This is a genomic window from Streptomyces sp. HUAS MG56 (assembly GCF_058673395.1).
On sequence record NZ_CM178722.1, the window covers coordinates 2248599 to 2261703 of the forward strand.

Below are 13105 nucleotides of genomic sequence, written 5' to 3' on the forward strand. Positions count from 1 at the left end.
CTGTCCGCACCGCACCGAAGGACTCCCGCCGATGACCGCCGCCCTCGCGCCCAACGCGACCCGTCAGATCGTCCCTCCCGAGGACCGGTACGCCGCCGAACTGGCCTTCCTCGCCGCCCACGACGCCGGTCCCAGGCCGCCCGCCTGGCGGCTCACGCCCCGGGCCGTCGTCACGTTCGTCATGGGCAGCGCCGGGCAGGCGCTGCGCCTGCCCGACGACGTGACGGCGCCGGAGGGCGTGCCTCGCCGGCTGGTGATCTCCGGCAAGTTCGTGGGTGACCGCGCGCTGGTCGAGCGGTGCGTGGTCACGCTCGCCGGTGAGCGGGGCCTGTTGCTGGTCGGCGAGCCCGGCACGGCCAAGTCGATGCTGTCGGAGCTGCTGTCGGCCGCCGTGTGCGGCACCAGCGGGCTGGTCGTGCAGGGCACGGCCGGCACGACGGAGGACCAGCTCAAGTACGGCTGGAACTACGCCCTGTTGCTCGCCCAGGGCCCCACCCGGCAGGCGCTCGTCCCGTCGCCGGTGCTCACGGCGATGACGCGGGGCGCGATCGCCCGGGTCGAGGAGGTCACGCGCTGTCTGCCCGAAGTGCAGGACTCCCTGGTGTCGCTGCTGTCGGAACGGCGCATCGCCGTACCCGAACTGGCGGGCGGCGAGGACGCGTTGGCGCACGCGGCACCCGGGTTCAACCTCATCGCCACCGCCAACCTGCGGGACAAGGGCGTCTCTGAGATGTCGGCCGCGCTCAAGCGACGCTTCAACTTCGAGACGGTGGGCCCGATCCCGGACCTCGACGCCGAGACGGCGCTCGTGCGCGGCCAGGCCCGGGCGGCGGTGGAGCAGGCGGGCGCGGCCTTCCGGGTGGACGACGCCGTCCTGGAGGCCCTGGTCACCGTCTTCCGTGATCTGCGGGAGGGCAGGTCGGCGGAGGGGTGGGAGGTCGAGCGGCCGTCCACGGTGATGAGCACGGCGGAGGCCGTGGCCGTGGCGGGTGCGCTGGGACTGGCCGCGGCGTACTTCCCCGGTGACCGGGACGTGCTCGGGCTGCTGCCCGGCCATCTCCTGGGTGTCGTGCGCAAGGACGACCCGGCGGACGCGGCGCGGCTGCGGGGCTACTGGGACGGAGCGGTCCGGCGCCGGGCCGAACAGGGGTCGGCCACCTGGCGCACGCTGTGGGATCTGCGCACGGTGCTGGAGGGCTGAGGATCGTGACCCACCCGTCCGCCGCCGAGGCGACAGGCCAGGGCAGGACCCAGGTCGAGGACAACGCCGGGGCTCGCGGCAGTACTCGCGCGCCCGACGCGGCCGTCGCCGCGCTCACCGGGCCGTCGGCGCCGTATCTCATCGGGGTACGGCATCACGCGCCGTCCCTGGCCGCCGCCGTACCCGCGCTGCTGGACGCCGCCGGGCCGGACGTGCTGTTGGTCGAGCTCCCCGCCGAGTTGCAGGAATGGCTGCCGTGGCTCGCCCACGAGGAGACCCGGGCGCCGGTCGCGCTCGCCGCGGCACCCGGCGGCGGCGGCGCGGTCGGGGGTCCGGCCTTCTACCCCTTCGCCGACTTCTCACCGGAACTGGCCGCCGTGCGCTGGGCCGCGCGCAACGAGGTGCCGGTGATCGCCTGCGACCTGCCGCTCGCGGACCGGGCGTGGACGGCGGCGCCGCACGCCGCGGCCCGGCCGACGGACGGAAGCGACGGCAACGACGGTGACAGTGACACTGGTCGCGTACCCGGAGTCGTCGCCGCCCTCCGCGCCCGGCTCACCGGCCGTCCCGGGGACGATCTGTGGGACCGGCTGGTCGAGGCGGCCGCCCCCGGTTCGCCGCCGGAGGCACTGCGGCGGGCTGCGCTGCTGACAGGGTGGGCGCTGCGTGAGGAGGCGCTGGCCTCGGGCGGGGTGCCGGAACTGGATCTGCGGCGGGAGCGCTGGATGCGCTCGTGCCTCGCGGCGGCCACGGCGAACGGGGAGCGTGCCGCGGTCCTCGTCGGCGCCTTCCACGCCCCGGCGCTCCTCGGACCGGCCGAGGACGACGCCGGCGAGAACGACGCCGGTGAGCCGGCCGCGCGGCGGCAGCCTGCCGACCCGGCCTGGACGACCTCCCTCGTCCCGTACAGCTACGCCCTGCTCGACGAGCGCTCCGGTTACCCCGCCGGAATCCGTGACCCGGAGTGGCAGCACAGGGTGCTGGACGCGGCCGGTGACCCCGCGGCGCTGGAGGAGGCGCTGATCCGGGCCGCCGTAGGGGTGTGTGCCGAGTTGCGGGCGCTGGGTCATCCGTCCGGGCCGGCCGACGCACGGGAGATCGCGCGGCTGGCCGGTGACCTGGCCCGGCTGCGGGGGCTGCCCGCGGCGGGCCGGGGCGAACTGGTCGAGGCCGTGCAGACGGTGCTGGCGCAGGGCGAGCCGTACGGGCGGGGGCGGGCCGTCGCCCGGGCGATGGAGCGGGTGCTGGTGGGTACGCGCACCGGGCGCCCGGCGCCAGGGGCGCCGCGCAGCGGGCTGGCCCCGGCGGTCGAGGCGGACGTGGCCGAGCTGGGCCTGCCGGGCCCGGCGGACGCACCGTCCGCCGGCGTCCGGGACCTGCGCCTGGACCCGCTCCGCTCGGACCTGGACCGCCGCCGTGAACTCCTGCTGCGGCGCCTGACGGTGTGCGGGGTTCCGTACGGCGAGCCCAAGGCGGTGACCGGCACGGGTGGCGCCGACGCGCTCACCTCGCGCTGGGAGGTCCGCTGGACCCCGGCCACGGCGGCCATGCTGACGGCGGCCGGGGTGCGCGGGGTCACCCTGGCGCAGGCGACCGAGGGGGTGCTGCGGGAGCGGCGGCGTACGGAGCGGGACGAGGGCGGCCCGACGGCGGCGCAGACCCTGGCGGGGCTGGAGCAGGCGGCGCAATGCGGCCTGTCCGGGCTCGCCGACGAGCGCCTGACGGACACCGCCGAGGTGCTGCCCGGCTCCGGCACGCTGCCCGAACTCCTCGCCGGACTGGCCCTGTTGGACCGGCTGCGGGCCGGGCACAGCGCCGGACTCGGCCGTGACGAGGAGCGTACGGCGCGGGCGGCGGCCGTAGCCGAGCTGCTGACGGCCGCCGCGGTGCGCCAGGTCGACGGGCTCACGGGCTCGGAGGACCCGGCCGACGCGCACGCCCTGGTGGAACTCGCCCACCGCGCGGATGTGTTGGGCGGCATCCGGCTCACCGACGCGCTCGCCCGGCTGGCGGCCGACGGCTCCCCGCTGATGCGGGGCGCCGCCGGGGCCGTCCGCGTGCTGCTGGGGCAGGAGGAGGCCCGGGCCCTCGGGGACCGGGTCGCGTCCTGGGTGGACGGGGCCGTCGACGCCGCGTCGCGTACGGCGCTGACCGCGCGGCTGGCCGGTCTGCTGAGCGCGGCCGGGCCGCTGCTGGAGTCGGCGCCGCCCGCGCTGGAACCGCTGCTGAACCGGGTGTCGGAGCTGTCCGACCGGGACTTCCTCGACCGGCTCCCGGCGTTGCGCGGCGGCTTCGACACGCTCAGCCCGGCGGCTCGCGAGCGGCTGCTGGCCGCGGTGGAGCGGCGCCTCGGCGGCGACCGGCCGGACGACACCGGGGCCGTGGACCCGGCGACCCTCGCCGTCTGGACCCGTGCGGATCTGACGGCCCGCGAGACGCTCGCCGCGCTCGGGCTCCTGCCGCCGCAGCGGCCCACCGGGGCGCGCGCCGGCGAGGAATCGCGGGACGAAACACACCGGGACGGGTCCGGCACACCCACGTCCGACAAGCCCACGACCAACACGCTCACGTCCAACGCGCCCACGCCCAACACGCCCGCGTCCGGCGGGGATCGCCCCACGCCCGCCCCGGCCGATGCCGGGCACAGGCTCCCTCCCGCCGACCGGTGGCGGCTCGCCCTGGGTCGTCGGACTGGCCAACTTGACTCATCCGCACGGCCGTTGGCGACCGCGCTGGACGAGTTGTACGGCAGTGGGCGCGGTGAGGGCAGTCGCGGAGAGCTCTCCGGACACGGGAACCGCGGCGGGCGTGAGGCGGCGTTTCCCGGGGTGCGGGAGTGGTCCGAGGAACTGGCGGCGCTGTTCGGCCCGGGGATCCGGGAGGAGGTGCTGGCGGCGGCCGCCGCGACCGGCCGCCAGGACGTGTTCGCGGAGCTGGACCCGGATCGGGTGCGGCCCTCCGTCGATCTGCTGCGGTCGGTGCTGCGGCACGCCGGTGGTCTGCCCGAGTCCCGGATCGCGGCGCTGCGTCCGCTGGTCCGCCGGCTGGTCGACGCGCTGACCCGGGAGCTGGCGACCCGGCTGCGCCCCGCCCTGCACGGCACCGCGCTGGCCCGCCCCAGCCGGCGCCCCGGCGGCGGCCTCGACCTGCCCCGCACCTTGCGGGCCAACCTCGCCACCGCCCGCCGTATGCCGGACGGCACGGTGCGGGTCATACCCGAGCGGCCCGTCTTCCGCAGCCGTGCGAAGCGGGCGGCCGACTGGCGGCTGATCCTGGTCACCGACGTGTCGGGCTCCATGGAGGCGTCCACGATCTGGGCGGCGCTCACGGCCTCGGTGCTGGCCGGGGTGCCCACCCTGTCCACGCACTTCCTGGCCTTCTCCACCGAGGTGATCGATCTGACCGACCACGTCGCCGACCCGCTCTCCCTCCTCCTGGAGGTCAGCGTCGGCGGCGGCACCCACATCGCGGCCGGGCTGCGGCACGCGCGCGAGCTGGTCAGCGTGCCGTCGCGCACGCTCGTCGTGGTGGTCAGCGACTTCGAGGAGGGCTACCCGGTCGGCGGGCTGCTGGCCGAGGTCCGTGCCCTGGTCGGGGCCGGCTGCCACGTACTGGGCTGCGCGAGCCTCGACGACGCGGGCCGGCCCCGCTACTCCACCGGCGTGGCCGGGCAGTTGGTCGCCGCGGGCATGCCGGTGGCCGCACTCAGTCCGCTCGAACTCGCTCGCTGGATAGGAGAGAAGATCGCATGAGCCGGGAACTGCCGCCGGTCGCACCGTCCGTGACCGCCGCTCTCGTCGCGGCCCTCTCACCCCGGCTGCGGAGACGCCTGGACACGGGCATCGCCAAGCTCGCGGACCGCCCGGTCGAGCGCGACGGCGCCGTCGTGCGCATCGCCCTCGACGACGCCACCGACCTCGAACTGCACGCCCCGGACGGCACGGTGAGGAGCACGGACGCCGTCCGCTGCGGTTGTCTGCTGGCGCCGGAGTGCCTGCACCGCGCCGCGATCGCCTCGGCGGCCCCGGTCGCGGACGACACCGACTCCGAGGAGATCGAGGGAAGTTCGGAGGAGGAGCCCGCCGCGCAGCAACCCTCCGTCCGGCCGGAGACGGCCACGGCCGAGCAGCGCGCCGCCGCCCGCGCGCTCCACTCCGCCGCGGCCGACGTACTGGAGGCCGGTACGGACGGCGCGGGCGCGGTGCTCCAGGCCGGGCTGCTGCGCGCCGCGCACACGGCGCGCCTCGCCGGTCTGCACCGGGCCGCCGCCTCGGCCGTGTCGGTGGTCACCGCGCTGCGCGCCGCCCGCGCGGCCGATCCGGCCTACCGGCTGGACGACCTCGTCGCACGACTGCGTGACGTGCTGACCGTGGCCCACCGCGTCCCGGCCGCCGAGGGCACCGAACTGACCGGGCTGCGCGGCACCGCACGGCAGCCGTACCGCCCGGACGGCTCGCTGCGGCTGTACGGCCTGTTCTCCGAGCCGGTGGTCACCGCGAGCGGCTACGCGGGTGCCGTCACCTGGACCGCGGACGCCACGGGCCGGCTGTACCAGGTGTCCGACGTCGCTCCGGGCAGCACCGGGCGCGCGGTGGGCGCTGCCGACCGGGCGGTCCGGATCGGTGACACGGCCCTGAGCCACCGGGAGCTGTCCCGAGCGGGTCTGGCGGTGTCGGGGGCCACCGTCTCGCCCAGCGGTCGGCTCGGCGCGGGCGCGGGGGTACGGGCGGTGGCGGCGGCCGGTGCCGGCTGGCGCGAGGAGCCGCTGGACCGGCTCTGGAAGGTGCCCGTGGCCGAACAGATCGCGCGGGCGCTGAGCGGCGGTCACGATCTGCTGTTCCTGGAGGTCACCCTGGCCGGTACGGCGGCGGAGGCGGCGGGCGAGTGTCTGCTCGCCGAGTGCGGTGGCGTCGCGCTGCGGCTGACCCGGGCCCACGACGACCCGGCGCTGCCCTGCCGGGACAACCTGCGGCTGCTGGCCGCGGCCCGGGGCAGCGGACTCCGGGTCGTCGCCCGGCTCACACCGGCCGCGCATCCCCGGGCCCAGCTCCTGGCGGCCGAGCATCCGACGGTGGCCGGCGAGCGTGTCGACCTCGGCTTCGACCGGCTCCAGCGCGCGGACCTGCCGGCCGTGCCCGCGTCCCTCGCGCCGGCCGCGTCCCCGGCGCCGGAAGAGGCCCCGGTCCATCTGCTGCGCCGCCGGGTGCAGCAGGCGGTGTCGGGCGGGCGGCGGGTGCTGTCCTTCCCCGGTGACTCGGCGGGTGACGTCCGTCGGCTGGGCCGGTCCGGGCTCGCGACGGCGGGCGACCTGCTGGAGGCGCTGCACGGGGCGGCGGCGGAGCGGTCCCGTGACGTGTTCGGCCGCCTCCTGCCGACGGACCCGGACCGCTTCGCCCGCGCGTGGCTGGCGGCGGCCCGCTACACCGACGAACTGGACCGGGCCCTGTGCGCCGCCGCCTGGACCTGAGTCCGGGTCCGGGCCCGGGGTTCCCGAGACCGGGCCGGGGCGCATGCTCGTCGAGGTGACGGCCGTGCGACTCCCGGCCGGAACCATGCGCACCGCCCCGAGCTGGACGCCCTGCCTTGTACGACGGTCCCGTCCCTGGCCGGACTCCTCGCCCTCGCCCCGACCCGCACCTCCTGGCCGCACACCACGGCAAGGACCCGCCGTACGCCGTCCACGCCTAGGATCCAGCTCACCGGATCACGCCGGAACTCCAGGCACAGGAACAGAAACAGGAACAGGGGACGGCTCCATGGTGACAGCGCGCCGGTTTCCGCTCGGCTCCGCGACCACGCTCACGGACCTGACGGACGACCCCCATCCCCGGCTGGCCCTGCTGCGCGCCCACGAACCGGTGTCGTGGCTCCCCGTGTTGGGCGGCTGGTTGGTGACCCGGCGTGATCTCGCACTGCGCGTGATGCGCGACGCGGCGACCTTCACGGTGGACGATCCCCGCTTCTCCACCGCCCAGGTGGTCGGTCCGAGCATGCTCTCCGTGGAGGGCGCCGAGCACAAGCGGCACCGCGCCCCCTTCGCCGACCCGTTCCGCGCGCAGGACGTGCACGACCGGTTCACCGGCTTCGTGGAACAGGAAGCAGCCCGGCTCGTGGCAGGCATCCGGCCGCGGGGCAGCGCCGAGCTGCGCCGGGAGGTGGCCGGACCGCTGGCCGTCGCCGTCGTCGCCGAGTCGCTGGGCCTGGTCGGCGCGGCCGCGGAGGAGGTACTGACCTGGTACGACGCCATCGTGAGCGCGGTCTCCGACCTCACCGCCGGGCGGCCGGCGAACCCCGCCGGGGCGGCGGCCTTCGACCAGCTGCGAGGAAGCGTCGAGGCGACGGTCGCGGCAGGAGGCGACACGTCGCCGCTGGTCGCGGCGGCCCGGAGCAAGCGCCTGAAGCTGCCGGAGGTGGTCGCCAACGCCGCGGTGCTGATGTTCGGCGGTATCGAGACCACCGAGGGCATGATCGCCAACGCCGTACTGCACCTGCTGGCGCACCCCGGTCAACTCGCCCTCGTGCGTGCCGATCCGGACCTGGTCGACGCGGCGATCGAGGAATCGCTCCGCCTGGAACCCGCCGCGGCGAACGTGGACCGCTACGCGACCACCGACGTGACGATCGGCGGGGCCGACGTGCGGCGCGGTGATCTGGTGGTCGTCTCGCTCGCCGGCGCGAACCGCGACCCCGAGGTCTTCCAGGACCCCGACGTCTTCGACCTGCGACGGGACAACTCCCGTCTCCAGCTGGCCTTCGCGCACGGCCCGCACTTCTGTCTGGGCGCCCACCTCGCCCGCCTGGAAACCCGCGCCTGCCTCCTCGCGCTCCTCGACCGTCTTCCCGGCCTGCGGCTCGACCCGGCCTCACCCACCGCGCCCACAGGCCTGGTCTTCCGCAAGCCCCCGGCCGTGCGCGTCCGCTGGGACGTGCCGGTGCGGCGCTGACCCGGCGCCAGCCTGTCTAGGCGCCACGACGGACCCGGGCGGCCTGGCGGGCCTCGGCGATCCGGCGGGCCTCAGCGGACCGGCGCGACGTGCCGTCGCCGCCGGGCCGCCCCGGTCGGGTGCCCATCCCGCGGAACGGGGCACCGCCGCGCTTCGGACGCTCCGCGACCGGCCCGCTGCCGCCGACGGGGACACCGGAGGGAGCCTGGGCGCCGGTGATGCGGCTCAGCTCGGCCTCGCCGGAGCGGACCTGCGTGATCCGCGGCCTGATGCCTGCGTCGGACAGGAGACGGGCCACGTCCCGGCGCTGGCCGTGGAGGACCAGGGTGACCACGCTTCCGGACGCGCCGGCGCGGGCGGTTCGGCCGGCGCGGTGCAGGTAGTCCTTGTGGTCGTGGGGCGGGTCGACGTTGACGACGAGATCGAGGTCGTCGACGTGGATGCCCCGCGCCGCGACGTTGGTGGCCACCAGCGCCGTGACCTCGCCGGTCTTGAACTGCTCCAGGGTGCGGGTGCGTTGGGGCTGCGACTTGCCGCCGTGCAGGGCCGCGGCCTTCACGCCGCTGCTCAGCAGGTGCCTGGTGAACTGGTCGGCAGCATGCTTGGTGTCCAGGAACATGATCACTCGTCCGTCGCGGGCGGCGATCTCGGTGGCGGTGGCGTACTTGTCGGCACCGTGCACCTGCAGCACGTGATGCTCCATCGTGGTGACCGCGCCCGCCGACGGGTCGACCGAATGCACGACCGGGTCATGGAGGTAACGACGGACCAGGAGGTCGATGTTGCGGTCCAGCGTGGCCGAGAACAGCATGCGCTGACCGTCGGGACGTACCTGGTCCAGCAGTGCGGTGACCTGCGGCATGAACCCCATGTCCGCCATCTGGTCGGCCTCGTCCAGGACGGTGACGTTCACCCGGTCCAGGCGGCAGTCCCTGCGCTCGACGAGATCCGTGAGGCGCCCGGGAGTCGCGACGACCACCTCGGCCCCGGCACGCAGTGCGCCGGCCTGCCTGCCGATCGACATGCCGCCGACCACGGTGGCCAGTCGCAGCTTCAGCAGTCGGGCGTACGGGGTGAGCACATCGGTGACCTGCTGGGCCAACTCGCGTGTGGGGACGAGGACCAGGGCCAGTGGCCTCTTCGCCTCGGCGCGCTGTCCGCTCGTGCGGACGAGGAGCGCCAGGCCGAAGGCGAGCGTCTTGCCCGATCCGGTCCGCCCGCGCCCCAGGACGTCGCGCCCCGCGAGGGAGTTCGGCAACGTGGCCGCCTGGATCGGGAACGGCTCGTGCACGCCGAGATCGGTGAGCATCCTCAACAGCTCGGCAGGCATGTCCAGTTCACCGAAGTTCGCGACCGCGGGCAGGGCCGGGGTGACGGTGACCGGCGGGGCGAACTCCCCCTGGGGCGCGGCGGGACGGCGGCCGGTGGAGCGGTCGTTCGGGCGAGCTGAGCGGCTCATGGAGAACCTTCCTCGACGGGGCACGCATCGAGGAATTCACGACAGGAATGAGCCGGATGAATTGCAAGAACGAGCCGGATGTGAGACGGAAAGAATTTCACCGGAATGCAAAAAAGATATCTGGGACCCCGCCGCAGGACGGGGCCCCAGATATCTCGTACGCTTCGGCGTCAGGCGGGGGTGATGTTCTCCGCCTGCGGGCCCTTCTGGCCCTGCGTGACGTCGAAGTTCACCTTCTGGCCCTCGTGGAGCTCACGGTAGCCCTGGCTGGCGATGTTCGAGTAGTGCGCGAAGACGTCCGGGCCGCCCCCGTCCTGCTCGATGAAGCCGAATCCCTTTTCCGAGTTGAACCACTTCACGGTGCCGGTAGCCATGTCACATCTCCTTGGGGGCAGTGCCCGCGGGTCCACACCGTGTGAACCCCTGCGTTGCCACATTGAACCCCGTCCGGACAGGCACCGGATAAACAGAAATGCCCGGCGGCATACGGCCGCCGAGGCACTTGAAGTTTCGGGAACTACAACTGCAACTACCGGTAAGTTTAGCAGAGTACGCGGATCTGTACTACTTTCTTTCACCACGGAAGGTGAACCTTCAGATTGCGTCACGCTTCGGCGCCTGGAAGCCGCCGATCCTCTGTTCCAGCAGTTCGGCCAGCCGCAGCGGGGTACGGTCCTCGAACATCGGCCCGATGAGTTGCACCCCCACCGGCAGACCCTCGGGGGACCGTCCCGCGGGTACGGCGGTGGCGGGCAGGCCGGGCATGGTGGCCACACCGGCCCAGACGAGCTGGTCGAAGTACGGGTGCTCGACGCCGTCGATGTCGATCCGGCGTTCCCTCGGATCGGGGTTGTGGTCGTGCGGGAACGCGGGAGTGGGCGTGATGGGACACACCACGGCGTCGAACTCGGCGAAGAGCTGCCGCCACCCGTGGCGGTGAAGCTGGCGACGGTTGTCGGCCTCGATCCAGTCGAGGTGGCGGAACACCATGCCGCGCAGCCGCGCCGCATCGAGACTGCGGTCGTCCGCGCTCAGCGCGGCGGCGCGGGTCCGCAGCTCCTCGTACGCCTCGACGGGGAAACGCGCGACAGCGCTCGAAAACATCAACTGCGTGTAGAGCTCCGCGGCTTCGGCCAGATCGGGCAGCAGCGGACTGTGCCGTTCGACGCGGGCGCCGCCGTCGACGAGCGCGTCGGCCACCCGGTTCACGCCCGCCCGCACAGCGGCCCCGGTCGGAATGAACGGATGCTCGTCGAGGACCAGGACCCGGAAGTCGCCGAGCCGCTCGTGGCGCGCGGGCGGCAGCGTCAAGGCGTGCGCCACGCCGAGGGTCAGCGGGTCCGGTCCTGCCATGACGTCGAGCAGGAGCATGAGGTCGCGGGCACTGCGCGCCATCGGGCCGACGACGGCGAGGTCGAGATCGACCGGCAGGGCCGGCACGGACGGCGGGACCATACCGCGGTTCGCCGCCAGCCCCAGGGTCGGCTTGTGCGCGTAGACACCGCAGAAATGCGCGGGGGTGCGCAACGAACCGGCCAGGTCGGAGCCGATGGACAGCGCGCCGAATCCGGACGCCAGTGCCGCCGCCGACCCGCCGGAGGATCCGCCCGACGTGCGACCGTGGTCCCACGGGTTGTTGGTGGTGCCGTAGATCTCGTTGAAGCTCTGTATGTCCTGCAGCCCCAAGGGCACATTGGTCTTGCCGAGCACCACCGCGCCCGCGGCCTTGAGCCGCGACACCTGCACCGCGTCCTCGGCCGGCATGTGGTTCCGGTGTTGCGGTATGCCCCAGGTGGTGGGCAGCCCGGCGATGTTGTAGGACTCTTTGACCGTCACCGGTATGCCGAGCAGCGGCCGGTCCTCACCGCGGGCGCGCGCCTGGTCGGCGTCGCGCGCGGCAGCCCTCGCACGGTCGAAGTCCGGCACACAGATCGCGTTGACCGCCTTGTCGTCCCGCTCGATACGGGCGATCGCCTCGTCGGTCAGTTCCACCGAGGTCACTTCACCGGCACACAAAGCGGCCGCGAGCCTTTCGGCCGTCTGAAAGCTCCACTCCATGAACCAGACCGTACAGGCCTCTGGAGCAGGCCATAAAATGCCGTTTCGCACAACGGGTTTGATGTCTGCGGACCTCAACCGCAGTCGAGCTGGCCCGCGTTGTGCTTGGCGTCGAGTATCCGGCGCACACCGGCGTCGACCTTGGCCCGGAAGGAGGCGTCCTGTGCCATCCGGGCCTGGATGCCCTGTGCCATCGCGGGTATGGTGCTCGGCTGCACCGTGAGGATCATGTCCCCGCCCGCCGCGATGAAGTTCACGGCCCGCTGGGCAGGCGTGAAGGACCGTACCGCGACCGCGTTGCCGAGGTCGTCCGAGATGACCACGCCGTTGAAGCCGAGTTGGCCGCGCAGCAGGTGCTCGATGACCGTCGGCGAGAAGGCCGCCAGGTGGTTGGGGTCGATCTTGGTGTAGGTGGCCGACGAGATCATCACGAAGGGCGATCCGGCCTTGATCCCGGCCCGGAACGGCGTGAGGCTGGAACTGTCGGCGGTCGTCACCGAGTCGACGACGTTCGCGGTGGTGTCGGTGTTGCCGATCACCTGGCCCAGTCCGGGAAAGTGCTTGAGCGTGGTCATCACGCCCGACTGCGCGAAGCCGGCGGCGAAGGCGCCGCTGTGCGAGGTCACGACGTCCGCGGTGTGGCCGTACTCCCGTTGGAAAGAACCGATGGGTATGTTGCGGACGCCCAGCGCGGCCGGGACGACGTCGGCGACCGGTGCCAGGTTCAGGTTGACCCCGGCGGCCTTGAGCTCGTTGGCCCATGCGGCGGCCCGGGTACGCAGCGTCGATGTCGGCCAGCTGCCCTGGGTCAGGCCGCTGGGCATGGCCGAGAAGCCGGGGCCGTTGAGAACCTGCACCCGGCCGCCCTCCTGGTCCGTCGAGACCAGCAGGCCGACCCGCCGCCCGGCGACCTGGTCCGCCTGGCCTCGGAATCCGTCGACGAGCTTTCTGGTCGCCGTCGTACCGGCGCTGCTGCGGCCCGTCAGCATGACCGACCCCACGTGGTTGTCGCGCAGGATGCGCAGCTGGGCCTGGTCGGGCTGGGACGCGGAGATTCCCCCCATGAGCAGCTGTCCGACCCGCTGGGCAGTCGTCATGCCTGACAGGTATCGGTCGGTACAGGTGGCGGCGGGCGCCGACGAGGTGGCGCGCGCGGTGGCAGGGGCGGCATCGGCGCCGGTACGGCTCGGCAGTGCGCTGGAGGCACCCGGGGTCGGTGTGCCATGGCTGACGGCGGGGGATCCGGGGGAGTCGGGTGTCGCCCCTGGCGCGACCGATCCGCCACAGCCTGTGACGGCGAACACGAGGGTGACCAGCGGGATCCTGGTGCGCAGGGCTGCGCAGCGGCGGTTCCTGGGCTGCTGCCGGACGCGTATGGTCATGCTTCTTCCTCCGGCCTGGACGAGCCGGGGTCACCGCGCCGCGTAGCCACTTCCGTCACGG

General features: G+C 73.8%; 8 protein-coding genes. 4 read left to right on the top strand and 4 right to left on the bottom strand.

Annotation, left to right across the window (positions count from 1 at the left end; translation table 11 throughout):
- Positions 1 to 31 precede the first annotated feature (31 nt).
- The 4 genes from AC4OXY_RS10860 to AC4OXY_RS10875 all read left to right on the top strand — a co-directional run bounded on the left by AC4OXY_RS10860 (position 32) and on the right by AC4OXY_RS10875 (position 8145).
- Positions 32 to 1201, top strand: coding sequence for an ATP-binding protein (locus tag AC4OXY_RS10860; protein WP_491993779.1), 1170 nt, complete (start codon positions 32 to 34; stop codon positions 1199 to 1201).
- Between the two features lie 140 nt (positions 1202 to 1341).
- Entirely contained in the window at positions 1342 to 4953 is a 3612-nt protein-coding gene (locus AC4OXY_RS10865) for a DUF5682 family protein (RefSeq protein ID WP_491994810.1), read from the top strand.
- Positions 4950 to 6668, top strand: a complete 1719-nt coding sequence (locus AC4OXY_RS10870; RefSeq protein WP_491993780.1) for a hypothetical protein — start codon at positions 4950 to 4952, stop codon at positions 6666 to 6668. Before AC4OXY_RS10865 ends, AC4OXY_RS10870 begins: the two co-directional genes overlap by 4 nt.
- Before the next feature lie 289 nt (positions 6669 to 6957).
- Positions 6958 to 8145: a cytochrome P450 gene (locus AC4OXY_RS10875; protein ID WP_491993781.1), complete on the top strand. Its 1188-nt coding sequence runs from the start codon at positions 6958 to 6960 to the stop codon at positions 8143 to 8145.
- 16 nt (positions 8146 to 8161) lie between these two features.
- Here the strand turns inward: AC4OXY_RS10875 and AC4OXY_RS10880 are convergent, their stop codons facing one another.
- From AC4OXY_RS10880 to AC4OXY_RS10895, 4 genes are all read right to left on the bottom strand, one after another.
- Positions 8162 to 9604, bottom strand: coding sequence for a DEAD/DEAH box helicase (locus tag AC4OXY_RS10880; RefSeq protein WP_356023401.1), 1443 nt, complete (start codon positions 9602 to 9604; stop codon positions 8162 to 8164).
- Positions 9605 to 9774: 170 nt separating this feature from the next.
- Entirely contained in the window at positions 9775 to 9978 is a 204-nt protein-coding gene (locus AC4OXY_RS10885; protein ID WP_356023399.1) for a cold-shock protein, read from the bottom strand.
- A 220-nt stretch (positions 9979 to 10198) separates the two neighbouring features.
- Positions 10199 to 11662: an amidase gene (locus AC4OXY_RS10890; RefSeq protein WP_491994811.1), complete on the bottom strand. Its 1464-nt coding sequence runs from the start codon at positions 11660 to 11662 to the stop codon at positions 10199 to 10201.
- Between the two features lie 74 nt (positions 11663 to 11736).
- On the bottom strand, positions 11737 to 13044 hold the full coding sequence (locus tag AC4OXY_RS10895; RefSeq protein WP_491993782.1) for a glycoside hydrolase family 3 N-terminal domain-containing protein: 1308 nt from the start codon (positions 13042 to 13044) through the stop codon (positions 11737 to 11739).
- Positions 13045 to 13105 lie beyond the last annotated feature (61 nt).